Below are 24,146 nucleotides of genomic sequence, written 5' to 3' on the forward strand. Positions count from 1 at the left end.
ATCCATCAAGAAGCCCGCCTAGTGCGGGCTTTCTTGTTTTCGATCGCGCCCCTGGATTTCCTTCCCCCCTTTTGCGCTCCTTGCGAAAATTTCGCCTAGAACAAGGCGCCGCGCTTTAGCTAAACACAGTAATAGCCCCCAATCTGGGAAGTGCCGAGCAGGAACATCAGGGGATCGCGAATACCATTACGGCCCTACCTCGCATGAGCTGGCGCGATCTCTGCATGGAGCCTTGCCCCAAGGGCTGTCATGATAGTCGCAAGGCTGAGGCTTCCGTCCACAGACAGCGCTTTGTAAAGCCCCTCGCGAGCCAGGCCAGTATCATGTGCAAGCTGAGCCATTTCCCGGACGCGAGCAATGTCGCCCAGCGCAGCAGCAAGTAATCTCGGGTCGTTTTCCTCAAGACAGACCTCAAGATAGAAGGCTATGTCCTCTTCATTCTTCAAAGGGTCTACTGCGTCCCATTGGTCAGCTTGATATTTGTCATGGCGCCCTCCTAAAGGTCGCGAGCCAGCTTGAGTGCGGACTTGATGTCTTTGGCCTGACTGGCTTTATCGCCACCCGCCAAAAGGATGATGAGTTCATGACCGCGCTGAACGAAATATACCCGCTAGCTTGGACCATAATCGATTCGCAGCTCTGATACGCCCTCGCCGACCGACTTACAATCGCCCAGCACTCCAAGCTCAACCCGACGCAACCGAACATTGATACGGGCCTGCGCGCGGCCATCTCGCGAGGCAGCAAACCACTTCCTGTATGTGTCGGTTTGAATGAGTGCATGCATAGGCCGAATGTAAACCTTGGTTCACACCAAATTAATCTTTCCAGACTGAACGGTGAGGCGGGGTCCTGCGCCGCTGAATACCAGGCCCTCACCTTTGTTGAGCCGGCTCGACAGCCGATCTCGGGCAGAAGGAAGAACCCGCCCCGCCATCACCACCCCAGGTACGATGACCTGCCGTATCGATATGGATACGCCCAGACGGATAGCGCCCAAGCCCCATGTTCCAGGCCTGGCCATGTTGTTGCCAGAAGCGGCACAAGGGGTTCGGATCGGCCCAATCCGGGAGCAGCACATCGACCGCGAACGCTCTCATGTGGGCGCTGTCGGCCGCACCGCCCGCGCAAAGATTGAGCCGCGGATCGCGGTAGGCCGAGACCACTTCGAATTGACGCAGCTGGCCTTGATCGACCAGGGTCTTGAGCAATTGCAGGGTGGAGCGTACCGCGGGCCACTGGCTGGCTGGCGGTACCGCGAAGGGAGAGGCGCGGCAAAGACGCCAGTCGGATGCCGAACGCAGCAACTGATGGATGGGGACTACTCCATAGAGCCGCGCATCGACCAGCATTTCACGGAAACGGCGGGTTTCGTTGTCGCCAGCCCACTGCGCGAACATCCAGATATCGCGGTCGTCGGCGTGGGCTGGGAGTGAGCCTAGCAAGGCTGCTGTCACTACTGCTCTGCTCCAGCGGATCATCATTACCATTGTCCTCGGGAGGGACCTGAATGGAGTGTACTCAAGGCTCCAGGTGCACTCTCGTCTTGGTCAGCGTAGTACCTGAGCGCACTCGCCAGGGCGATCATAGATGATTTGAGAGCGGAAGAATGAAAGCGAAGGCTGGGTTGAAAGCCTAGAAATACGCATTGACGATATCATCCTTGTCCTGGCCAGCACCTTCCGAGCCATCAGCCTCGACGATCCGCGGAAACTGCGGATCGGAAGCGATAATCAGAACGAGCTCGTCTTTATCCCACAACTGATTCCAACCCGGCGTCACATACTTTGCATATGAGCGGGGCGGTTGAGAACAGACGGCAAACCCCATAGGTTCGTCGATCGTAACACCGTCGACCTTTACTGCATCGCGAGGCGCCGGCTTACATCCACTCAGTGCCGCTATCGCCACAACCAGGGTAGATAATATCCATGATGTATTCATGACGCGTACTCAAGGAGGATTTGCTGTTATTAGAGCGACTCCCAGAAAACGCGTCACCTGACAAAAATATCAGTATTGATGTTTATGACAGTCCAAGTTTATTCCAACGGCCGCAACCGATACTGCGGCGGCAACTGTTCGAATCCGCTGATCGTGGTATCCAGACTTTTCCAGCGGCCATCCTTGATGCCGTAGATACAGCCATGGATCGACAGGCTCTGTCCGCGGTGCCAGGCGTTCTGGATGATGCTGGTGTGACCGACGTTGGCCACCTGCTGGATGACGTTGAGTTCGCACAGACGATCGACCTGGGCTTCTTCGCTGCCCAGCTTGGCCAGTTCGGCACGCTTTTCGTAGTAGAGGTCGCGGATGGAACGCAGCCAGCCATCGATCAGGCCGAGTTGGCGATTCTGCATGGCGGCGCGCACGCCACCGCAGCCGTAGTGGCCGGTAACCAGGATGTGCTTGACCTTGAGCACCTCGACCGCGTACTGGATCACCGACAGGCAATTGAGGTCGGTGTGCAGCACCACATTGGCGACGTTGCGGTGCACGAACAGATCACCTGGCAGCATGCCAACGATCTCGTTGGCCGGCACTCGGGCGTCGGAGCAGCCGATCCAGAGAAACTCCGGGGTTTGCTGCCGCGCCAGCTTGGCGAAGAAATCCGGGTCACGCTGGGTAATGGCGTCGGCCCAGCGCGCATTGTTGTCGATCAATTGCTGCAGGTCGTTCATGTCGCTGCCTCATCAAGGGTGCACGTGCGAGACTGGTCCTGCGCCCCTCAGGGTCACACCCTAATCGAACAGGGTACAGGCCATCACCAGGGCATCTTCGCGCCCGCCGGCCATTGGGTAGTAGTCCCGACGCCGGCCGACTTCATTGAATCCGTAACGCTCATACAAACGATAGGCCGATTGGTTGCTGGCGCGCACTTCCAGGAAGCATTCCCGTCCATTGAGCGCATAGGCGCGACTCATCAGGTGTTCCAGCAGGCGCAGGCCGAGACCTTGGCCCTGGCTCTCCGGCTTGACGGTGATGTTGAGCAGATGGGCCTCGTCGATGATCACATTGATCACCCCATGGCCGACTTGTTGCTCGCCCTCGAACATCAACCAGATTTCATACGACTTGAGCCCATCGAGGAAGATGCCCCGCGTCCAGGGATGACTGAAGGCGGCGTATTCGATCTTCAGCACGGCATCCAGATCCGCCTCGGTCATCGGGCGGAAACTGATCGAGTCACTCATTCTGCGGGTTTCCAGCGCGCCATCAGCCGGCGCATCGCTTGCCAGACGTCCGCCTTGCGCTGCGGCTCGTCCATCAACAGTTCAAGGCCAGGCAGGGCCCAGGCATCGCCCAGGCCTTGCACCGACAGTTCGCGGTAGTAGGCGTCTTCCCCGGCCTGCCCGGCAAAACGCATCGCCGGCAGGCCGATCAGCCAAAGACAGGTACAAGGCGCTTCTTCCAGTCGCGCCTGAATGAATCCCTGGACGAAATCACGCGCGGCATCAGGCCCCTGGTCCAGATTGCCGCGCATCAGCAGTGGCCAGCGCACCGGCTCGCCGATGATCTGCGGGCTGTCAGGCAGGCCGGCGGCGCGCAACATGTCCTTGAGCAGCAGGTAGGACGGGTCGCGGCTCTGGAACGGTTGGCCGGTCGCCAATTCGACCAGCAGCAGGCAGCGCCCGGCGCGCAGCAATTGCAACGCGAAACGCGGCGGCGGCACCTGTGCGTTTCGCGCGGCGGTAGCGGGAGCCTCGGCATCGGCTGCGGCGGGCTTGTCGCTGGCTTTCGGCTGGCTGGCCGGACGGGGAATCTCGATCTTGGGTCGCTCACCGGAGCGTGCCTGCACCGGGGACGGTAACTGGGGGGTCGCGGGCGCCTGCGGTCGCGCCTCGAACTCGATCGGCTCCACGGGCGCTACCGGCAGCAGCAGCTCCGGACGCGAGGGCGCGGCGAACGGCAATTCGGCGCGCGGCAGCCAGTGCACCACTTGCATGGCATTGAGGTAGGCGCGGCGGCGGGACTCGATCAGCAAGGCACGGTCATCCGGGGAAAGTCAGTCGGCTATTCTACCGTCCTCGCGCCGGACATGCCGCTGTTGATCTGTAGAAACTCTTCGAAGCAGATCAAGGGTCAAACCCTACCCATCCGATGCAGTACAATCCTCGCTTTTATTTGGCAATGAGTCGACCCGCCAATGATCGAACCCAAGCGCGTCCTGCGCGCCCTAGCCGAACACTGGGCCCTGCTCGAGCCGCTGTGCGAGCGCTTCGACCAGGGCACCTTGAGCCTGGTCGAGCTGCGCCTGCAGCTGGCCCGGCAGCGACTGGAAAGCACCCCGCAGGAAATCACCCAACTGCTCGATGTGTGGATTCGCCTGGACATCCTGGTACCCGTCGCCAAGAGCCCGAACCGCTTCGAGCTGAACGCGCAGATCCACGATTTCCTTGCCTACCTGCGCCGGGAGCACCGCCTGGGCCTGTGCCTGGAGATCGAAGCCTACCTGCGTCACCTCGAACGCCTGGCGGGACACATCCAGGATGCCTTCGACAACCGTGACAGCGATGATCTGGCGCGTCAGCTGCGCCTGCTCGACATGCGCGTGCGGGACGTGCTGAAGAAGCTCGACAATGACGAGCAGGCGTTGGTCGCCGTGGCCGAGCGCGCCAAGACCAGCAATCGCCAGATTCCGCTGCGCCAGCGCTACGCGGAGGTTCTGGCGACCTGGGACGAATACGTCGAGCCGATGATCCAGCTGGTCAATGCCGATGGCGCCTTCGAGCAGGGCGTGCGCAAGGCCGAGACCGTGTTGTTGCGCTTGCTTGGCGAGCAGGCGCGCCTGGGGCAATTGGTAGACGACGACATGCTCTTGCGCACCCATGCGCGCATTCTCGAAATGCAGACCAGCGCCCAGTTGACCTTGCGCCATGCGCGCGAGCTTCTGCTTCCGTTGCGCGAGGAAGCGCGTCGCCACAACGCCGTGACCCGTGGCGCGGCGCTGGCGCTGTCGGTGATACGCCGCAAGGGGCTGGACGCCATACCGCAAGCGGCCCTGCCACTGTTCACCCGTCCGCAGAGCACTTTCCTTGGCAGCGCCAGTCAGGTCGAGGCCTATGTCTATGCGCTGGCCCGCTTCGAGCCCAAGCCCGCGCGTTTCCCCAAGGCTCACAAGAGCGACAAGGATGCCTCGACGCGAGCGCCACGCACGGTCAAGGAAATGCTCGAACGCTGCGAGGATGCCCTGCCCCTGCCCGACCTGATGGTCTGGCTGCTGGAGCAGGAGCCGGAAGGCGCCACCGACGAGTTGCTGTACTGGTTCTCGCGACTCTCCCGCGAGAAGCGCTTCAAGCGCGAGCGCCTGGAGCGTCGCGACTATCTCACTCAGGAACATCTGGTCAGCCTGCGCTCCTTTGCCCTGGCGTCCAGCCGCGAAACATCGCCTGCCTCTAACGCGAGCCCAGTCCATGCATCTTGATCTTTCCGAACTGCCACAGCTCGCACCGATCTTCCGTGAGCTGTTCAAGGGCTTTCATATCAGTCGCCGCGACCCGGAACTGTATGCCCAGCTGTCCAACTTCCAGGACCAGTACCGCACCCTGTTCAAGGCTCTGGGCTTCGAGCTGGTCTGCGACACTCGCGGCTTCTACTACTTCGTCCCCGACCAGGTGGCGGCACAGGTCAACAAGACGGCCCAGCGCCTGTCGCTGTTCACCTTCATCCTGGTGGAGCACCTGGCCGACCAGGGCCGCGACCCGATAGCCGTGCTCGATGGCGGCAGCCTCGGCCGCGACGAACTGCCTTCGTTGCTGGAGAAGTACCGCGACCTGTTCATCCAGGCCGAGGTGCAGACGTCCGACGAGCTGGAAGAAAAGATCCTGCGACGCATGACCCACTTGGGTTTCGCCCACGAGGAAAACGGTATCTACCGATTCCTGCCGCCGATGCACCGCTTTCTCGATGTGTGCCTGTCGGTGCAGCAGGACCGCGATCTCGCGGCCACCCTGCACAGCGACCTGCCGCTGCCGATACCGGCGCTGGCCGAACAGGATGGCCTGGACGACATGCTCGACGGCGGCGCTCCGCTCGCCCTGGACGCTTTCGCCACCGAAGAAACAGAAGAAGAGGCCTTGGCCCGAGCCATCCGCGAAGAGCAACAGGAGATTGATGCATGAGCCAGGAACGCTACGGTATCCGCCGCTTCGCACTGCTCAACACGGCGGGCTACAGCCTTGGCCTGTTTCCCCTGGAGCATCCGCTGTCGGTCTACGGCGCGAACAATCTGGGCAAGTCTGCCTCGATCAATGCCTTGCAGTTCCCCATCCTGGCGCGCATGTCGGACATGAGCTTCGGCAAGTACAGCCTGGAACAGTCCCGACGCTTCTACTTCGCCAGTGATACCAGCTACATCCTCTGCGAGGTCCACCTGCCTCACGGCCCGCACGTGATCGGCGTGGTCGGCCGTGGCCCTGGTGGCGGCTTCGGCCATCAATTCTTCGCTTACGCCGGCGAGCTGGACCTGGCGCACTATCAAAAGGACGACAGCTGCCTGCGCCAGAAGGAGCTGTTCGCCAACCTGGAGCGTAACGGCCTGAAGGCCTATGAGCTCAAGCCCGACGAACTGCGGCGCCTGCTGGTCGGCGGTCATACTTCCGTGCCCCTGGACCTGACGCTGATCCCGCTGCGCTCGACCAGCGAGCAGAGCCTGAAGACCTTCCGCGCGCTGTTCATCAACCTGCTGCACATGCGTGAGATCACTGCGGCCAAGCTCAAGCAGCTGTTCCTCGATGCCTTCGAGCACAGCCTGCGTTCGGGCAGCGTCGACTACATCGCCGCCTGCGAGGAAGCTTTCCGCGACGTGCGTCGCATGGAGCAGGACTACAACGCGCTGGTCGGCGCCGGCCCGCTGGTCGAAGCCTTGGCTGGCGGCGTGGCCCAGCGCGATATCCTGCGCGGCAAACTGCACCGTATTTCGCCCTTGCTCGATAATCTGCTCGGCACTTGGCAGGACTATGCCTTGGCGCGCAAGGAAGAGCTGCTCATTCAGGTCGAGCATTATCAACGCGAGCAGGACGGCCTGCAGAACAACCAGCGCAGCGGCACTCAGGAATTGATGCGCCTGGAGCGCGAGATGACCGGTATTCAGCGCTGGCTGGGCGAGCTGTCCGTGCTCAAGCATCGTTTCGCGCTGGTCGACGACGTCAAGGTCCTGGAGCAGCAGTTGCTGGCGGCCAAGGACGCCCACGATGAGCTGGCAGGCGCGCTGGCACAATCCCGGCAGTTTTCGGCAGAGGACCTCGACGAGCGTCTGGCCGAGCTGGAAAGGCGCTTGAAAACGGTCAGGCAGCAACTCGACCATGCCGACAACAACAGCTATGCCCGCTTGCGCGAAGAGTTTTCGCAGCAGGATGTGGAGCGCCTGATGCGCCTGTTCAATGGGGCCTTGTTCAGCTTGCCTCTGGGTGAGCAGGGCATCGGGCTGGATGACAGCGGCCTGTGGGTGAAATCCCTCGAAAAGGTGCTCGACGGTTTCAAGGGCGAACGCTTCGAGGTGCCGGGCCTGTTGATCGACCTGTCGCAGATCGAGCCACCGGCACTGCAGGCCCTGGCGGACCGCGCCGCCCTGCGCGAGCAGAAGGAGCGCCTGGAAAAAGAGCTCAAGCAGCTCAAGGCCCAGCAGGCCGTGACGGCCGACCGCAGCGCCAGCAAGGAACGAACCGAGGCCCTCTACCAGCAGGTGCTGGATGCCCAGAAAGCTTTGGAAGACTTCCGTCGCGCCCAGACCCTGCACGCCGAGGAGCCGGACAAACTCGAACAGCTCGCGCAACTGGAGGCGGCCCAGGACGAGCTCAAGCGCTCCAGCGATGCCTTCACCGAGCGCGTGCAGCAGCTGTCCGCCAAGTTGCAGTTGGTCAACCGTCAGATTGCCGAACTCGAGGCCAGGCAGCGCACGCTTGACGATGCATTGCGTCGTCGTCAGCTGCTGCCGGCGGATCTGCCTTTCGGTACACCGTTCATGGAGGCCGTGGATGACTCGATGGACAACCTGCTGCCCCTGCTCAATGACTACCAGGACAGCTGGCAGAGCCTGCAACGCGTCGATAACCAGATCGAAGCGCTGTATGCCCAGGTACGCCTCAAGGGCGTGGCCAAGTTCGACAACGAAGAGGATATGGAGCGTCGCCTGCAGCTGTTGATCAACGCCTATGCGCACCGTACCGACGAGGCCCTGACCCTGGCCAAGGCACGCCGCGCGGCAGTCACCGACATTGCCCGAACCTTGCGCAACATCCGCAGCGACTACGACAGCCTCGAACACCAGCTGGCCTTGTTCAACCGGGAGATCAACAAGCGTCAGGTCTCCAACCTGGAGAGCTTCCGCATCGTCCTGGCGCCCAACAAGGAAGCGCTCAAGCACATCGACCAGATCATCCACAGCGCCGGTCAGTACGAAGAAGGCCAGACGTTGTCGGTGTTCGACCTGAGCCAGAGTGCCGAGCAGGACAACCGCAACGAAGAAGCCAAGGAGTACCTGGCGCGACTGGTCGCGGCCAACCACAATCAACTGGGCTTGAAGGAACTGTTCGAACTCGCGTTCGAGATCACCAAGGTCAACGGCCAGCCGGTGATCCACACCGATATCGACGGCGCTGCCTCCAATGGCACCACCATGACCATCAAGGCGCTGACCAACATGTACCTGTTGCTGCACCTGATGGACCGCGACCAGGCCGGGCGTATCCGCCTGCCCTACTACCTCGACGAAGCGGCCGATATCGACGAACGCAACCAGGCCGCGCTGCTGGAAACCAGTCAGCAGCTCGGCTTCGTGCCGATCCTGGCGAGCGTCAAGCCGCAGGTCTCGGCCAAGGTGGCCATCGACCTGGAAGGCGGAAGCGGGCCGAACGGGATCTACATCGACGAGGCGGACTGGAAGTTCATCAGCCGGCGGGAAGATGAGGCAGAGGTGGTCGAGCGCAAGGAGGAAGTGGTCTCAGCTTGATGCCTCAAGGTGCGCCGGACTGCCAAGGATCAATCAGCTTGCGCTGCTCCGCCTTGTAGGAGCTGACTCCTGCGATCGAGCCTGAAAGGCTCGCTTGGCAACGCTGAAGCTCTTCTCACCCTGATAGTTGTGGTTACGCCGGTCGCCTGCATTCAATGCATCCACGACTATCGTGCTGGGCGAGCATTCTTCATTGCCAGGCGAGCCTTTGGCTCGATCGCAGGCGTCCCGGCAAGCCAGCTCCTACAAGGGCGTCACTGCGCCCAGGGCAGGATCGGTATGGCCGTCACCGCATTCTGCGGACTGCCTTCGATCAAACGATCGCTGTACACGAGATAGACCAGGGTGTTGCGCTTCTTGTCGAGGAAGCGCACCACCTGCATGGTCTTGAATACCAGCGAGGTACGCTCCTTGAACACTTCGTCGCCATCGCGCAGCTCGCCCTTGAAGCTGATCGGTCCGACCTGACGGCAGGCGATGGAAGCTTCGGCGCGGTCTTCGGCCAGGCCCAGGCCACCCTTCAGCCCGCCGGTCTTGGCACGCGACAGGTAGCAGGTCACGCCTTCGACCTTGGGGTCATCGAATGCTTCGACGACGATGCGGTCGTTGGGCCCCACCATCTTGAAAACGGTCGAAACCCGGCCGATCTCTTCGGCACCCGCCAGCATCGGCAACGCTAATGCGGCAACGGCTAATACGCTCTTCAGCACGGCTGTCTTCCTCAGACCAGGACCAGGTTGTCACGATGGATCAGCTCCGGCTCGGCGCTGTAGCCGAGCAGGCTTTCGATGGCATCCGATGGCTGGCCAATGATCTTCTGTGCCTCCAGGGCACTGTAGTTGGCCAGGCCGCGCGCGACCTCATACCCTTGGGGATCGACGCAGACCACCATCTCGCCGCGACGGAAGCTGCCTTGCACGGTCTTGACGCCAACCGGCAACAGGCTCTTGTTGGCCTCGCGCAAGGCCTGCACCGCACCGGCATCGAGCACCAGGGTGCCGCGGGTCTGCAAGTGCCCGGCGAGCCACTGCTTGCGCGCCGCGATCATGCCGCGCTCCGGCGACAGCAGGGTACCCAGGCGCTCGCCTGCCTTCAGGCGATCAAGGACGCGCTCGATGCGCCCGCCGATGATGATGGTGTGCGCGCCCGAACGGGCTGCCAGGCGTGCCGCGCGCAGCTTGGTCTGCATGCCGCCACGCCCCAGCGCGCCACCGGTGCCGCCGGCAACGGCGTCGAGGGCGGGGTCATCGGCACGGGCCTCGAAGATCAGCTCGGCATCGGGATTGTTGCGCGGGTCGGCGTCGAACATGCCGTCGCGGTCGGTGAGGATGACCAGCAGGTCGGCTTCGACGAGATTGGCCACCAGCGCCGCCAGCGTATCGTTGTCACCAAAACGGATCTCGTCGGTGACCACGGTATCGTTCTCGTTGATGACCGGCACGACCCCCAGATCGACCAAGGTGCGCAGGGTGCTGCGGGCGTTGAGATAACGCTTGCGATCGGACAGGTCGTCGTGGGTGAGGAGAATCTGCGCGGTGTGCTTGCCGTGCTCGCCGAAGCTGGACTCCCAGGCTTGTACCAGACGCATCTGACCGATCGAGGCGGCCGCCTGCAACTCGTTCATCGCGCTCGGTCGCTTGGCCCAGCCCAATTGACTCATGCCCGCCGCCACTGCCCCGGAGGACACCAGCACCAACTCGACACCCGCCTCGCGCAACGCCACCATCTGTTCGACCCAAACGGCCATGGCCGCCCGGTCCAGACCCTTGCCATCCGCTGTCAGGAGGGCGCTACCGATCTTCACGACCCAACGCCGCGCGCCTGTCACCTTGCTCCGCATCTTCTTCAACCTATGTCGATCTGTAGATACCAAAACGCCGCTCTGGAGAGCGGCGTTCAGTGTACTGCAACCGGTCAGTCGCGCACGTAAATGATTTCCGGACCGTCTTCGTCGTCCTCGTCATCCCAATCGTCATCGTCGCCGATGTCGTGCACGCTCTTCACGCCGCTGCGGCGCAGGGTGCGAGCATCGTCCAGCGCCTGGAGCTGGGCACGCGCCTCGTCCTCGATGCGCTGATCGAGCTCGGCCAGCTCCGCGGCGTAGGCCGGGTCATTGGCCAGGCGGTCGGCGCGATCCTCGAGGTAGCGCATGATGTCGTGGCTGAGTTTGTCGGTGCCCTGCTTGGAGATGGCCGAGATCACGTAGACCGGACCTTCCCACTGCAAGCGCTCGACCACTTCCTTGACGCGCTCGTCACGCTCGTCGTCCATCAGCATGTCGGTCTTGTTCAGGACCAGCCAGCGATCACGGTCAGCCAGCGCCGGGCTGAAACGCACCAATTCGTTGACGATGACTTCGGCGGCATCGGCGCTGCTGCTTTCGTCCAGCGGCGCGAGATCCACGAGGTGCAGCAGCAGGCGGGTACGCGCCAGGTGCTTGAGGAAGCGGATACCCAGGCCGGCACCTTCGGATGCGCCTTCGATCAGGCCCGGAATGTCGGCGATGACGAAGCTCTTCCAGCGATCGACGCTGACCACGCCCAGGTTCGGCACCAGGGTCGTGAACGGGTAGTCGGCGACCTTCGGCTTGGCTGCCGAAACCGCGCGGATGAAGGTGCTCTTGCCGGCATTGGGCAGACCGAGCAGACCGACATCGGCGAGGACCTTCAGCTCGAGCTTGAGGTCACGCTGATCACCCGGCTTGCCTGGGGTGGTCTGGCGCGGCGCGCGGTTGGTACTGGACTTGAATCGGGTATTGCCCAGGCCGTGCCAGCCGCCTTGGGCGACCATCAGCTTCTGCCCGGCCTTGACCAGGTCGCCGATCACTTCCTGGGTGGACGCATCGATCACCGTGGTACCCACCGGCACACGCAGGACCAGCTCGTCACCCTTCTTGCCGGTGCAGTCGGTGCTGCCGCCGTTGGCGCCACGCTGGGCTTCGAAGTGCCGGGTATACCGGTAATCGACCAGCGTGTTGAGGTTTTCGTCGGCGATCATGTACACCGAGCCACCGTCGCCGCCATCACCACCGTTGGGGCCACCGTTCTCGATGAATTTCTCGCGACGGAAGCTCATGCAACCGTTACCGCCGTCACCGGCTTTGACTTTGATCGATACTTCGTCAACAAACTTCATAAAAACCGCCTCTCGCCAAGTGACGAGCTGAGTGACACAAAGACATAAGGCTCTTGCAAAAATGAGCGCGGCGACCCCCGTCAACGACCGAACAATCCGGTGCCGGCAGCCCATGCAAACAGCTTTGCGAGAGACTCACCACAAACGAAAAAGCCCCGTCGCATGACGGGGCTTTTCCAGCGACAGCGCGATTAGCCCGCGACGACGCTTACGTAACGGCGGTTGAACTCGCCTTTCTTCTCGAACTTGATCACGCCTTCGATCTTGGCGAACAGGGTGTGATCCTTGCCCATGCCAACGCCGTAGCCGGCGTGGAACTGGGTGCCGCGCTGGCGGACGATGATGTTGCCGGCCTTGATGACCTGGCCGCCATACATCTTCACGCCAAGGCGTTTGGATTCTGAGTCGCGACCGTTACGAGTACTACCACCAGCCTTTTTATGTGCCATGGTTCAATTCTCCAAAAATTGGATTTAGGCGATTAAGCCTGAATACCGGTGATTTTGATCTCGGTGAACCACTGGCGGTGGCCCATACGCTTCATGTGGTGCTTACGGCGACGGAACTTGATGATGCGCACTTTATCGTGACGGCCTTGCGACACGACTTCAGCCACAACGGTAGCGCCGGCAACGACTGGAGCGCCGATGTTCACGTCGTCACCGTTGGCGACCAGCAGAACACGGTCGAAAGTCACGGATTCGCCAGTGGCGACTTCCAGCTTTTCGATCTTCAGGTATTCACCTTCGGCGACTTTGTACTGCTTGCCACCGGTAACAATTACTGCGTACATGGGTATTTCTCCGATAATCCTGCTCACCCAGCTCTTTATAAGTAAGGGTAGTGGCTGGCATGGCTGCATAGGGCTGGAACGGCCCGGTGCAATTGCGTAAGGCAGGTGATGCCCAGGGAAGTTCAGGGTGCGCGATTGTACGCAAGGCGCCCAGGGCTTGCAAGTCCCGGCAGGGCCCGGCGGGCACCGCGCCTTGACACACCGGGACCCGCGACCTAGCATGCCGCGCAACCCCAATGGAGTAGCCGATGCAACCCCAAGCTTTCTACCGCGCGGTAGCTGAAGATTTCAGCGCCGTCGACGAGATCATCAAGAAACAGCTGACCTCGCGCGTGCCGCTGGTATCGAAGATCGGCGACTATATCACGTCGGCCGGTGGCAAGCGGCTGCGCCCCCTGCTGGTACTGCTCTGCGGCAAGGCCCTGGGCCGCGAAGGCGACGACCTGCGCCTGCTGGCGGCAACCATCGAGTTCCTGCACACCGCCACCCTGCTCCATGACGACGTGGTCGACATGTCCGGCATGCGCCGTGGTCGCTCCACCGCCAATGCCCTGTGGGGCAATGCGCCGAGCGTGCTGGTCGGCGACTTCCTGTATTCGCGCTCGTTCGAGATGATGGTCGAGCTCGGCTCCATGCCGGTCATGCAGATCCTGTCCAGGGCCACTCGGGTAATCGCCGAGGGCGAAGTGCTGCAGCTGTCTCGTGTACGCGACGCCAGCACCACCGAAGACGTCTACATGGAAGTGATCCGCGGCAAGACTGCCATGCTGTTCGAAGCCTCGACCCACAGCGCCGCCGCCCTGGCCGATGCCAGCGCCGAGCAGCGCGAGGCCTTGCGCACCTTCGGCGATCATCTGGGCGTGGCCTTCCAGCTGGTCGACGACCTGCTCGACTACAAGGGCGATTCGCAGACCCTGGGCAAGAATGTCGGCGATGATCTGGCCGAGGGCAAACCGACGCTGCCGCTGATCTACACCATGCGTGAAGGCACCGCCGAGCAGGCCGCACTGGTTCGCCAGGCGATCCAGAAAGGCGGCATCGAGGACCTCGAGAGCATTCGTGCAGCCGTCGAGACCTCCGGCGCCCTCGACTACACCGCGCATCTGGCACGTGACTACGTGGCCCGTGCCATCGGCTGCCTGGAAGCTCTCCCGGCCAGCGAGTACCGCGATGCCCTCATCGAGCTCAGCGAGTTCGCGGTCGCCCGCACTCACTGATTCCCCCGGCCCGACCTCATGGCGGGCCCGCTCCCCCTCGACAGCTAAAACCCTATACAATGTGGGCTTTATCCGCTTGTCTTGAGGAACCCCTGTGAGCACGCTGCCACCCTGCCCCAAATGCAATTCCGAATATACCTATGAGGACGGCTCCCAGCTGGTCTGCCCGGAATGCGCCCACGAATGGTCGGTCACTGAAGCCGAGGCCGCGAGCGATGACGTGGTGAAGAAGGATGCCGTCGGCAATGTCCTTCAGGATGGCGATACCGTCACGGTAATCAAGGACCTCAAGGTCAAAGGCTCGTCGCTGGTGGTCAAGGTCGGTACCAAGGTCAAGAACATCCGCCTGTGCGAGGGCGATCACGACATCGATTGCAAGATCGACGGGATTGGCGCGATGAAGCTCAAATCCGAGTTCGTGCGCAAGGTCTGACGGTGTCGACGGCCGCGGTCATCGCTGCTTCAGGCGAATACTCGTCGAGCCGTTCGCGAAAAACCAGCAATAGACGCTTGCTATTTTGATAATAAGAATTATTCTCAACGGAGTCGCTTCCAAGGAGAATAGCCATGACTTATCTGATCGACGCCTGGCTTGACCGCCCCCACCCTTACCTGCGCATCCTTCATCGCGAGACCGGCGATGTCTGCGCCGTACTCGAGGAGGATGCCCTGGATGAGCTGCGCGACCAGGGTGACCTGGACCTCAGCGGCTTGAACTCCAGCGAGCCCGTCGTGCTCAAGGAGCTGGTGCGCAACCTGTTTCTATTCTGTTATGCCCGGGCATTGCGCCCTGGCGGTACCGACTGGCATTGAAAACGCGGGGCAATTGCGCCCCACGCTTGTGAAACCTTACAGAACGTCCAGCAGCTCGACGTCGAACACCAGGACGCTGTGTGGCGGGATGCTGCCGACGCCCTGGGCACCGTAGGCCAGTTCGCTCGGCACGTACAGGCGCCATTTGCTGCCGGCATTCATCAGTTGCAGGGCTTCGGTCCAGCCAGCGATCACGCCACCTACCGGGAATTCGGCAGGCTGGCCACGTTCGTAGGAGCTGTCGAACACGGTGCCGTCCACCAGGGTGCCGTGATAGTGCGTGCGGACTTGGTCTTCACGGGTCGGCTTGGCGCCTTCACCTGCGGTCAGCACTTCGTACTGAAGGCCCGACGCCAGGGTGACGATGCCTTCGCGCTTGCCGTTCTCGGCCAGGAATTCCTTGCCGACCGCAGCGGCGGTTTCGGCCTTGGCGGCAGCTTCTGCCTGCATGATGTCACGGATGACCTTGAAGCTGGCCGACAGGTCGGCTTCGCTGACACGGCTTTCCTGGCCATTGAAGGCATCGGTCAGACCGCTCAGGATGGCTTCCAGGCTAACGCCCGGTGGCGGGTTGTCACGTAGCTGGCCACCGAGTTGGCGACCGATGCCGTAGCTGACGCGGGATTCGTCGGTAGACAGGTTGAGTTCGGACATTTGCTTGCTCCGCTGCAGGACGCACGACTACTGCGCCCTTTGTGAAAAGGGCGAGCAGCCTAGCATATTGCGGTGTAGTGGATCAGTGCTTGGTGATCCTGTCCAGGTAACCCATGGCGAAAGCGGAAACCACGAAGGTCATGTGGATGATCACGTACCACATCAGGTATTCGGTCGAGATGTTCTGCGCATCCATGAATACCCGGAGCAGGTGGATGGAGGAGATCGCCACGATCGAGGCCGCGACTTTCATCTTCAGCGAAGACGAGTCCATCTTGCCCAGCCAGTTGAGTTTTTCCTTGCTGTCGTCGATATTCAGTTGAGAGACGAAGTTCTCGTAGCCGGAGAACATCACCATCACCAGCAGACCGCCGACCAACGACATGTCGATCAGCGAAAGGATCACCAGGATCAGGTCGGCTTCGCTTAGCGCGAAGACGTTCGGCAGAACATGCACGACTTCCTGGAAGAACTTGAGTGCCAGTGCCAGCAGGCCCAGCGAGAGACCGAAATAGATCGGAGCGAGCAGCCAGCGCGAGGCATACATCGCGTTTTCGAAGAAACGTTCCATGGAGATAAGGACTCATCAGGTGGCTAAACAGCGAGCGCGAGTATAGCCAGCCCCCCGTGACAGCAAAAGCCTGCGGCACGGCGCCGCAGGCAACGGGATGCATCAGGTCTCCGGATGGAACTGGTAATCACCCAGGTTACGCGCGCGTTCACCGTTGATGCGGCGCAACTGTGCTTGCAGGTGCAAACACCATATCTGAGGATCGTCGGCCACGTTGTACCCGTGCAAGGTAAGGCTGTCGACGATGGCATTGAGGACGGACTCCGCGACGAGCGGGCCGTGAAAAGGTCCCTGAGCCTTGATGGCCGAAGGTTGCTCTCCCGCCATGCCGGCGGCGAACAACAAGGTCCACATGCCGGTATCGCCGGCCAATGGACGAATGCTGCATTCAATGCGGGTCACCAGGTCCAGGCATTGACGAGTGAGGCTGAGGTTGCGCGACATGGCGACATCCCCTATGTAGTGCCTTGTTCGGCCTGCCCGGCAAGCCGTTTCCATCCTGAAGCCCGATAAACGTCCTCATTCCAGCATAGATGACAGACGAAAAAGATGGAAAACCGGCGCTGAGCGGTAGCACTTGGCCGTCACCGCCGGTTTATTGGCTTAAACAGGTTTCGCCTGAGCCACCATGTCTTCCAGTCGTTCCTTTTCCGCCTCCTTGATGTCTTCCTCGCTGACCATCTCGGCAATGGCGCTGAGACGCTCGACCACGCGGGCGTTGACGCTGCCTTCTGGGAATTCGCCCTTGTCGTCGGGCGCACCGGCATCCTCGCCCACCAGCAGACTCAGCGCCTCGTCAGCCTGGCTGACGGCATAGACGTGGAAGCGCCCCGCTTCCACCGCTTGCAGGACACGCTCGTCGAGCATGAGGGTAGTGACGTTGGCCTTCGGAATGATCACGCCCTGCTCGCCTGTCAGACCCCGCGCTTCGCACAGCCGGAAGAAGCCTTCGATCTTCTCGTTGACCCCGCCCACGGCCTGGACTTCGCCAAACTGATTGATCGAGCCGGTGATGGCAAAGCATTGCTTGAGCGGCGTCTTGGACAAGGCCGAGATCAACGTGCACACCTCGCCCAGTGACGCGCTGTCACCGTCCACGTAACCATAGGACTGCTCCAGGGCGATACTGGCCGAGATCGCCAGGGGGAATTCCTGGGCATAGCGACTGCCAAGGTAACCGGTGAGGATCATCACGCCTTTTGAGTGAATGGGCTGGCCCAGGTTGACCTCACGCTCGATGTCGACGATGCCGCTGCCGCCCGGGTACACGGTGGCGGAGATCCGGGCGGGTACGCCAAAGGCCGAATCACCGACTTCGAGCACGGTCAGCCCGTTGCACTTGCCGATGGCCGCGCCGTCGGTATCGATGAGGATGATGCCTGCAAGCATGTCATCGAGGATGCGGGCCGAAACCCGACCGGTACGCGTGGCCTTGGCCTTGAGGGCGCGCTCGATATGACCGGCGTCGGTCATCTCGTCACCCGCCAGTTGACGGATGAAGTCCGCCTCGCTGACCAACTGGAACAGGTCTCCTATACGCGCCGACAGACGTCCCTGGTGCTCGGCCAGGCGGGCGCTGTAGGTGGCCAAGCGCGCGACGGCGTCGGACGTCAGCGGCGCCATGCCTTCTTCGTTGGTACGCGTGCGCAGCAACTGCGCGAACTGCTCGAGATTTTCGTCGAGCATCGGCATGTCTTCGTCGAAGTCCACCAGCACCCGGAACATCTCCTGGAAGTCCGGATCATGGTCCTGTAGGGCGTAGTAGAGCTGCCGCGAGCCGACGATGACCAGCTTGACGTTGAGCGGGATCATCTGTGGGGTCAGGGAGACGGTAGCCACCCTACCCAGCTCGCCGAGCGGCGATTCCATCTTCAGCTTGCGCGACTGCAGGGCGCGCTTGAGCGCATCCCAGACAAAAGGCTCGCTCAGCATCTTCTCGGCCTCGAGCACCAGGAATCCGCCGTTGCCTCGATGCAGCGCACCCGGGCGCAGTTGCCGGTAGGAGGTGTAAAGCCCACCCTGGTCGGTGCTGTACTCGATGCGGCCGAACAGATTGTCATAGGTAGGATGCGGCTCGAACACCACCGGGGCTCCGCCGCTGGCGGGATGGCCGACGACCAGGCTTGGCGCGTACTGCTCCTCCAGCACCTTGCGCGCCACGGCATCGGTCTTGCTGTCATCGACCAGTTGCTCGACCACGGTGCGCAACAGGTTGAGCTGCATCGATTGCAGGTAGGCGCAGACAGCCGCGTTCTCGGCGTACTTCTCCGACAACGGGGCCAGCAGCGGCTCCAGGGCCAGGGTGATGGTCTCTTCGTTGAGCTGACGTAGCTGGTTGCCGGACTCGCGCTTCCACTGGGGAAGGCTGGCGAGTTCCTCGTTCAGGCGTTCCTCCAGGGCAGCGATGTCATCATGGAAACGTTCGCGGACCTCCTCGGGCAACTGGGCGAATTCGGCTTCGTCCAGGGCCTTGCCGTCGCTCATCGGAGTGAACGCGACATTCGTGCTGTCGCGGTAGAGGGCTACATCCTTCTCCAGCGAAACGCGCTCGATCACATCCAGGGCGCGGTCGTAGCGCTGGTTGAAAGCACGATCGATGGCGCTCTTCTTCTGCTGATAGGAAGGGTGCTCGAAGACTGCCGGAAAGGTCGACAACAGGTTGTCGATCAGGCCGTTCATATCGGCCGTGAACTCCTGAGCGCTACCGGGAGACAGTTCGAGCGCGCGCGGCTCGCGCAGATCGTCGAAGTTGTTGACGTACAGCCAGTCCGACGGAGTCTGCTGACGCTTGCCCTCGGCCTTGAGGTAGCGTTTGACGAACGAGAAGCGCCCAGTACCGGGCTCGCCCATGACATACACGTTGTAACCGGGACGCGGCATGGCCACGCCGAATTGCAGGGCCTCGACGGCTCTTTCCTGGCCCAGGACTCCACGGAAGGGTTCCAGATCGTCGGTATTGGCAAACGCAAACTGCTCAGGGGTAAAACGCCGGGTCAGGGCTTCAGGCGCAAGACGCAAGCGCGCAGCGACAGGATCGGGCATTGGGCTTCCTTACTTCGGCGGGCGGATGAAAGCATTCTGGCGCCGCCTGCACACGGGTTGCAAGGTTCCAGCAGACTTTATGTCGATTCAACGTCATGAGTAATTTCTGTAATTTTTAGCAATAAGCAACGCAACCTTTGGATCGTGCCTAAACTCCAAACTGCGCGGGGAAGCGGATCGCCTTCCCGACCTGGCAATGGCACTGCCAGACCCTGACCTTTGGTAAGTCCAATGAAAACGAGAACAAAGCTATGAAACGGATTCTTCTGGGTACGCTGTTCACCGTTGTTTCCCTCAACGCCATGGCGCAAGCGCCCGGCGGGCCGGATTGCGGCTGGGGCAACATGCTGTTCGAGGGCCAACGCGGCACGCCCGCTCACTTCCTGGCTTCCACCACCAACGGTACTTCCGGCAACGCCACCTTCGGCATGACCTCCGGCACCAACGGCTGCTCGACCAATGCGTCGCTCACCTATGGCGGCAAGTCCTGGTTCGCCATGAACGGCATGATGAACGAGCTTTCCGAAGACATGGCCAAAGGCCAGGGCGAAGCCCTGACCACCTACGCCGTCGTCCTCGGCGTTGCCCCTGAAGATCGCGCGCACTTCGCCGCGGTCACCCACGAGCATTTCCAGGAAATCTTCAGCAGCGCAGACGCTACCGCCGAAGACGTTCACGGCAACACCCTGGCAGTCCTGAAAACCGACCCACGCCTGGCCAAATACGCCACCGAGGCTTGAGCCCGGCCTCCCCGCCCCTGATACCAGGGGCGGGATTTCGCTATCCTTTCGGCATCATCCAGACTTAGTTGCCCGACATGCTCAAACGCCTTGCCTATCTGGCGCTCTGCGCCTGCGCTCCGCTGCACGCTGCTTCCCTGCCGGATGAAACTCGACTCGAGCAACTGGCCAACACCCCCTACTGGATCGCGCTGGGTCACTACGAAACCGGCAAGCTTGGCGGTTGGCGCAGTTATGTGGACGACCAGCGCTTTTTCCTGGCAGAAGACGGCGCACACCACCCTGCTCGCGAACTGCGAGCCACGGTAGAGGCGCTGTATGCACCTGCCAGTCTGGGCGACAAGCATGCCCAATGCGTCTTCCCGGCACGGAATCGTTGGTTGCGCGATCAACTGCAACTGACCGACCTGCCTCAGCCGGACTGCCAGCAATACACCCAGTGGTACAAGGACGTCTCGCCCCATAGCGCCGTACTGGTGTTTCCTGCCGCCTACCTGAACAGCCCCTCCTCGATGTTCGGCCACACCTTGTTGCGCATCGACCAGATCGACGCCCAGCGCAACAACACCGCGCTGCTGAGCTATGCGATCAACTTCGGGGCCTATATCGAAGGCAGTGACAACAGCATCCTCTATGCCTGGAAAGGCCTGATGGGTGGTTATCCCGGTCTGTTCGCGCTGGTGCCCTACCAGGAAAAGCTGGCCGAATATCGCAGCCTGGAGAACCGCGACCTGTGGGAGTACGAGCTGAACCTCACACCCCAGGAGACCGGACGCATGGTCGAGCACGTCTGGGAGCTCAAGCAGATCCAGTTCGACTATTTCTTCTTCGACGAAAACTGCTCGTACCGCCTGCTCGAACTGCTTCAGGTCGCCCGTCCGGGCCTGGACCTGACGTCACAGTTTCCGTTGACCGCGATCCCCACCGACACGGTGAAGGCGGTCAAGCAATCGGGGCTGGTCGCCAACACCCATTACCGACCGTCACGCGAGCGCGAGCTGCTGGCCCGTGCAGAGCCGCTGGACAAGGCCGAACAGCAGCAGGTGTTGGCGGTCAGTGCCGATATCGACCGCTTGCAAAGCCCCGACTTTATGTCACTGCCCCGCGACCGTCAGGCCTTGGTACAGGACGCCGCCTACCGCCTGGAGCGCTATCGCGCAACCGGTCGTGAACGAGATCCGCAACAGGCGCAGCGCAGCTTCGAGCTGCTGCGGGCGATCAACCGCAATCCTCCGCCACCGTTGGAGATCGAACGCCCTGGCCTGCCCGAAGACGGCCACCAGTCGCGCACCTGGCAATTGGGCGTGGGTTCGCGCGATGACCGCGCCTTCGCCGAGTACGGCTTGCGCATGGCGTATCACGACCTCAATGACAACGCCTACGGCTTCCCCCTCGGCGCACAGATCGAGATCCTTCAGCTCAAGCTGCGCCAGTATGAGGGCAATGACTGGCAAGTGCAGCGGCTGGACCTGGCCACGATTCGTTCACTGACACCGCGCAACGCCCTGTTGCAACCTTGGTCCTGGCAGGTCGCCGGCGGCCTGGAACGGGTGCCGGGCAAGCATGGCGACGAAGTCCTGGTCAGTCATGTCAACGGCGGGGCCGGCGGGACCTGGGAGCTTGCCGACGGCCTGCTCGGTTTTGCATTGGGCACCGTGCGGGTCGAGCATCACAATGACTTCGCGCAGTTCATCGCCCCTGCAGCCGGTTTCAATGGCGGCCTGCTGTGGCGCAACGGCCTGGGCAATCTGAGCCTGGAAGCCAAGGGCGATTACTTCACCAATGGCGAAGTGCGCCGCAGCCTGAGCCTCAATCAGCAGTGGGAGATCAATCGCGACCTTGGCCTGCGACTGAGCGCCAAGCGTGAGTTCAGCCAACTGGCCTCGGCGCAGAACGAGGTGATGCTGGAGCTCAAGTGGTACCACTACTGATATTGAACCTGTCGTCATGATCCGCGTCCTGATAGAGAGAGCATCGAGAGGATCCGACAGCCATGAGCCGAGCATTCGTTAACGAAGACCAGGCCGCGGCACAGGCCAGCCAACCGGTCGAGCGCAGGGTCAGTGACCAGCCCAACTACGTCACGGCCCTTGGCCTGACCCAGTTGCAACAGCGCGTGGCGACCCTGAACGCCCTGCGCAGCGAGCTGCTGGCTCAAGGCGAGCGCGCCGACAAGCAGCGCCTGGCGGACAGCGAGCGCGACCTGCGTTATTTCACCGCGCGCTTGCAGAGCGCGCAGGTCGTGCCCCCCGCGACCTCGCGAGACAAGGTGCAGATCGGTAGCTGGGTGAGTTTTGTCGATGAACAGGACCACGAGCAGCAGGTGCAGCTGGTCGGCGAGGACCAGGCCGATGCTGCGCAGGGCCTGGTCAACTGGGGCTCACCGCTGGGGCGAGCCCTGCTCGGTGCAGGGCTGGGCGATGAAGTGTTGTGGCGACGACCCGCGGGTGATCGGACGATCGAGATCGTCGCCATCAATGCGCAGGATCAGACCACGCCCTGAGCCAGCATGGCGTCGGCCACCTTGACGAAGCCGGCGATATTGGCGCCTTTCACATAGTTGACGCTGCCGTCGGCTTCTTCTCCGTAGTGCACGCAGGCATGGTGGATCGACTGCATGATGTGGTGCAGCTTGCTGTCCACTTCGCCCGCGGTCCATAGCAGGCGCATGGCGTTCTGCGACATCTCCAGGCCACTGACCGCGACACCGCCCGCGTTGGATGCCTTGCCTGGCGCGAACAGCGTGCCGGCTTCGAGGAAGACATCCACTGCCTCGAGATTGGTCGGCATGTTCGCCCCTTCAGCTACGCAGATGCAGCCGTTGCGCAGCAAGGTACGCGCGTCTTCGGCGTCCAGTTCGTTCTGGGTGGCGCATGGCAAGGCGATGTCGCATTGCAGGCTCCATGGCGTCTGACCCTTGCGGAACTCCAGACCGAACTGCTCGGCAAGTTCGCTGATGCGACCGCGCTTGACGTTCTTGAGCTCCATCAGCGCATCCCATTGGGCATCGTTCAGGCCTGCCTCGCAGTACAGCGTACCCTCGGAGTCCGACAGTGAAATCACCTTGCCGCCCAGGTCCATGACCTTGCGAGCGGCATATTGGGCAACGTTGCCGGAGCCCGAGATCGCGACGCGACGGCCATCGATACGCTTGCCCTGGCGCTTGAGCATTTCTTCGGCGAAGTAGACGCAGCCGTAGCCGGTCGCCTCGGGACGGATCAGGCTGCCCCCGTAGGTCATGCCCTTGCCGGTCAGTACCGAGGTGAACTGGTTGGCCAGGCGCTTGTACTGCCCGAACATGAAACCGATCTCGCGCGCGCCGACACCGATATCGCCGGCCGGTACATCGAGGTCGGCACCGATATGACGGTACAGCTCGCTCATGAAGGCCTGGCAGAAACGCATGACCTCGGCGTCGCTCTTGCCCTTGGGGTCGAAATCCGAACCGCCCTTGCCCCCGCCCATCGGCAGCGAGGTCAGGGAGTTCTTGAACACCTGCTCGAACGCCAGGAACTTCAGCACGCCGAGGTTGACCGAGCGATGGAAGCGCAAGCCACCCTTGTACGGGCCGATGGCACTGCTCATCTGGATGCGGTAGCCGCGGTTGACCTGGACCTTGCCTTGATCATCGACCCACGATACGCGGAACAGGATCGCGCGCTCCGGTTCGACCATGCGATCGAGAATGCCGGCTTGCAGGTAGTGAGGATTGGCCTCGAGGAAGGGCCAGAGACTGCGCAACACTTCTTCCACCGCCTGGTGGAATTCGGGCTGGGCGGGGTCGCGTTGCTTGAGGCGAGCAAGGAAATCGTCGACGGATTCGAGCATGGAGACATTCACCAAGAGGAGTGGACTTATTGATTTTTCCCGACTTTATCAAGATTGAGTCGCACCGCAACAGGGCGGAATGTCGTTTTTTTGAAATTTTTTGGTGCATTGGTATAAATGTATACAAAGCACGGAGGGTCTACGTGGGGTTAAGTCTCATGGGTAGTAAGGTAGGCAAGCATTCGCTTTTTCAAGGTCGAGGCTTGTTATCTTGAAATCTGCTGTGCGACGTATGGCCTCATCGCGGGACAAGCCCGCTCGCCACTGGAGCGCGCAGCGAAGATATTCTAGGTGGCGAGCGGGCTCGTCCCGCGATGAGGCCATGCGCCGTACAGCAGATTCGACGGCTGCAAGCTGAACATGCCCCGTCCTGGCTGCTCAACGGATCATTGCAATACGCACA

The 24,146-nt window shown here is 61.7% G+C and carries 25 protein-coding genes and 1 pseudogene; 9 read left to right on the forward strand and 17 right to left on the reverse strand.

The window, feature by feature from the left end; translation table 11 throughout:
* Window positions 1–194: 194 nt before the first annotated feature.
* The 7 genes and pseudogenes from G7009_RS23085 to G7009_RS23110 form a co-directional block, all read right to left on the reverse strand.
* Window positions 195–446 (reverse strand): addiction module antidote protein, encoded by a 252-nt coding sequence (locus tag G7009_RS23085; RefSeq protein WP_181132416.1) that lies wholly within the window; start codon window positions 444–446, stop codon window positions 195–197.
* Between the two features lie 50 nt (window positions 447–496).
* Window positions 497–787 (reverse strand): annotated as a pseudogene (locus tag G7009_RS27890) (type II toxin-antitoxin system RelE/ParE family toxin).
* Window positions 788–875: 88 nt separating this feature from the next.
* Window positions 876–1,481 carry a D-Ala-D-Ala carboxypeptidase family metallohydrolase gene (locus G7009_RS23090; RefSeq protein WP_181132473.1) on the reverse strand — a complete coding sequence of 202 codons (606 nt, stop codon included), beginning with the start codon at window positions 1,479–1,481 and terminating at the stop codon, window positions 876–878.
* A gap of 154 nt (window positions 1,482–1,635) precedes the next feature.
* Window positions 1,636–1,944, reverse strand: a complete 309-nt coding sequence (locus G7009_RS23095; RefSeq protein ID WP_181132417.1) for a hypothetical protein — start codon at window positions 1,942–1,944, stop codon at window positions 1,636–1,638.
* Between the two features lie 98 nt (window positions 1,945–2,042).
* Window positions 2,043–2,681 (reverse strand): carbonate dehydratase, encoded by a 639-nt coding sequence (gene can / locus G7009_RS23100; protein WP_181132418.1) that lies wholly within the window; start codon window positions 2,679–2,681, stop codon window positions 2,043–2,045.
* 60 nt (window positions 2,682–2,741) lie between these two features.
* Window positions 2,742–3,194 (reverse strand): ribosomal protein S18-alanine N-acetyltransferase, encoded by a 453-nt coding sequence (rimI, locus tag G7009_RS23105; protein ID WP_181132419.1) that lies wholly within the window; start codon window positions 3,192–3,194, stop codon window positions 2,742–2,744.
* Window positions 3,191–3,985, reverse strand: a complete 795-nt coding sequence (locus G7009_RS23110; RefSeq protein ID WP_181132420.1) for an energy transducer TonB — start codon at window positions 3,983–3,985, stop codon at window positions 3,191–3,193. The genes rimI and G7009_RS23110 overlap by 4 nt, the downstream gene beginning before the upstream one ends.
* 162 nt (window positions 3,986–4,147) lie before the next feature.
* Between G7009_RS23110 and mksB the strand changes: the two genes are divergently transcribed.
* From mksB to mksF, 3 genes are read left to right on the forward strand one after another with little or no spacing between them, the layout of a single operon-like run.
* Window positions 4,148–5,425 carry an Mks condensin complex protein MksB gene (mksB, locus tag G7009_RS23115; protein WP_181132421.1) on the forward strand — a complete coding sequence of 426 codons (1,278 nt, stop codon included), beginning with the start codon at window positions 4,148–4,150 and terminating at the stop codon, window positions 5,423–5,425.
* Window positions 5,415–6,122: an Mks condensin complex protein MksE gene (gene mksE / locus G7009_RS23120; protein WP_181132422.1), complete on the forward strand. Its 708-nt coding sequence runs from the start codon at window positions 5,415–5,417 to the stop codon at window positions 6,120–6,122. Before mksB ends, mksE begins: the two co-directional genes overlap by 11 nt.
* The gene (gene mksF, locus G7009_RS23125; protein ID WP_181132423.1) at window positions 6,119–8,950 is read left to right on the forward strand and encodes an Mks condensin complex protein MksF; all 2,832 of its coding nucleotides are present in this window, start codon (window positions 6,119–6,121) and stop codon (window positions 8,948–8,950) included. The genes mksE and mksF overlap by 4 nt, the downstream gene beginning before the upstream one ends.
* A gap of 254 nt (window positions 8,951–9,204) precedes the next feature.
* Here the strand turns inward: mksF and G7009_RS23130 are convergent, their stop codons facing one another.
* From G7009_RS23130 to rplU, 5 genes are all read right to left on the reverse strand, one after another.
* The gene (locus G7009_RS23130; RefSeq protein WP_181132474.1) at window positions 9,205–9,618 is read right to left on the reverse strand and encodes a CreA family protein; all 414 of its coding nucleotides are present in this window, start codon (window positions 9,616–9,618) and stop codon (window positions 9,205–9,207) included.
* Between the two features lie 53 nt (window positions 9,619–9,671).
* A complete protein-coding gene (gene proB, locus G7009_RS23135) occupies window positions 9,672–10,790 on the reverse strand; it encodes a glutamate 5-kinase (protein WP_181132424.1) in 1,119 nt (372 codons plus the stop codon).
* Between the two features lie 74 nt (window positions 10,791–10,864).
* On the reverse strand, window positions 10,865–12,085 hold the full coding sequence (gene cgtA / locus G7009_RS23140) for an Obg family GTPase CgtA (RefSeq protein WP_181132425.1): 1,221 nt from the start codon (window positions 12,083–12,085) through the stop codon (window positions 10,865–10,867).
* A gap of 191 nt (window positions 12,086–12,276) precedes the next feature.
* On the reverse strand, window positions 12,277–12,534 hold the full coding sequence (rpmA, locus tag G7009_RS23145) for a 50S ribosomal protein L27 (protein WP_101316402.1): 258 nt from the start codon (window positions 12,532–12,534) through the stop codon (window positions 12,277–12,279).
* A 32-nt stretch (window positions 12,535–12,566) separates the two neighbouring features.
* Window positions 12,567–12,878, reverse strand: a complete 312-nt coding sequence (gene rplU / locus G7009_RS23150) for a 50S ribosomal protein L21 (protein WP_181132426.1) — start codon at window positions 12,876–12,878, stop codon at window positions 12,567–12,569.
* Between the two features lie 248 nt (window positions 12,879–13,126).
* Between rplU and G7009_RS23155 the strand changes: the two genes are divergently transcribed.
* The 3 genes from G7009_RS23155 to G7009_RS23165 all read left to right on the forward strand — a co-directional run bounded on the left by G7009_RS23155 (window position 13,127) and on the right by G7009_RS23165 (window position 14,908).
* Window positions 13,127–14,095 (forward strand): polyprenyl synthetase family protein, encoded by a 969-nt coding sequence (locus tag G7009_RS23155; RefSeq protein ID WP_181132427.1) that lies wholly within the window; start codon window positions 13,127–13,129, stop codon window positions 14,093–14,095.
* A 94-nt stretch (window positions 14,096–14,189) separates the two neighbouring features.
* Window positions 14,190–14,528, forward strand: coding sequence for a zinc ribbon domain-containing protein YjdM (locus G7009_RS23160; protein WP_181132428.1), 339 nt, complete (start codon window positions 14,190–14,192; stop codon window positions 14,526–14,528).
* A 134-nt stretch (window positions 14,529–14,662) separates the two neighbouring features.
* Window positions 14,663–14,908 carry a PA4570 family protein gene (locus G7009_RS23165; protein ID WP_181132429.1) on the forward strand — a complete coding sequence of 82 codons (246 nt, stop codon included), beginning with the start codon at window positions 14,663–14,665 and terminating at the stop codon, window positions 14,906–14,908.
* A gap of 36 nt (window positions 14,909–14,944) precedes the next feature.
* Here the strand turns inward: G7009_RS23165 and G7009_RS23170 are convergent, their stop codons facing one another.
* From G7009_RS23170 to G7009_RS23185, 4 genes are all read right to left on the reverse strand, one after another.
* Window positions 14,945–15,562 carry an FKBP-type peptidyl-prolyl cis-trans isomerase gene (locus G7009_RS23170; protein ID WP_181132430.1) on the reverse strand — a complete coding sequence of 206 codons (618 nt, stop codon included), beginning with the start codon at window positions 15,560–15,562 and terminating at the stop codon, window positions 14,945–14,947.
* Between the two features lie 82 nt (window positions 15,563–15,644).
* Entirely contained in the window at window positions 15,645–16,133 is a 489-nt protein-coding gene (locus G7009_RS23175; RefSeq protein WP_181132431.1) for a TIGR00645 family protein, read from the reverse strand.
* A gap of 102 nt (window positions 16,134–16,235) precedes the next feature.
* Window positions 16,236–16,577, reverse strand: a complete 342-nt coding sequence (locus G7009_RS23180; protein ID WP_181132432.1) for a PA4575 family protein — start codon at window positions 16,575–16,577, stop codon at window positions 16,236–16,238.
* A 159-nt stretch (window positions 16,578–16,736) separates the two neighbouring features.
* Window positions 16,737–19,175: a Lon protease family protein gene (locus G7009_RS23185; RefSeq protein ID WP_181132433.1), complete on the reverse strand. Its 2,439-nt coding sequence runs from the start codon at window positions 19,173–19,175 to the stop codon at window positions 16,737–16,739.
* A 251-nt stretch (window positions 19,176–19,426) separates the two neighbouring features.
* Between G7009_RS23185 and G7009_RS23190 the strand changes: the two genes are divergently transcribed.
* From G7009_RS23190 to G7009_RS23200, 3 genes are all read left to right on the forward strand, one after another.
* Window positions 19,427–19,915, forward strand: coding sequence for a DUF3015 domain-containing protein (locus G7009_RS23190; RefSeq protein WP_181132434.1), 489 nt, complete (start codon window positions 19,427–19,429; stop codon window positions 19,913–19,915).
* A 77-nt stretch (window positions 19,916–19,992) separates the two neighbouring features.
* Window positions 19,993–21,846: an Lnb N-terminal periplasmic domain-containing protein gene (locus G7009_RS23195; RefSeq protein WP_181132435.1), complete on the forward strand. Its 1,854-nt coding sequence runs from the start codon at window positions 19,993–19,995 to the stop codon at window positions 21,844–21,846.
* Window positions 21,847–21,908: 62 nt separating this feature from the next.
* A complete protein-coding gene (locus G7009_RS23200) occupies window positions 21,909–22,418 on the forward strand; it encodes a GreA/GreB family elongation factor (protein WP_181132436.1) in 510 nt (169 codons plus the stop codon).
* Here the strand turns inward: G7009_RS23200 and gdhA are convergent.
* Entirely contained in the window at window positions 22,403–23,743 is a 1,341-nt protein-coding gene (gene gdhA, locus G7009_RS23205) for an NADP-specific glutamate dehydrogenase (protein WP_181132437.1), read from the reverse strand. The two genes, G7009_RS23200 and gdhA, sit on opposite strands and share 16 nt — an antisense overlap.
* Window positions 23,744–24,146 lie beyond the last annotated feature (403 nt).

It is taken from the genome of Pseudomonas capeferrum, assembly GCF_013523055.1.
Taxonomy (GTDB): domain Bacteria; phylum Pseudomonadota; class Gammaproteobacteria; order Pseudomonadales; family Pseudomonadaceae; genus Aquipseudomonas; species Aquipseudomonas capeferrum_A.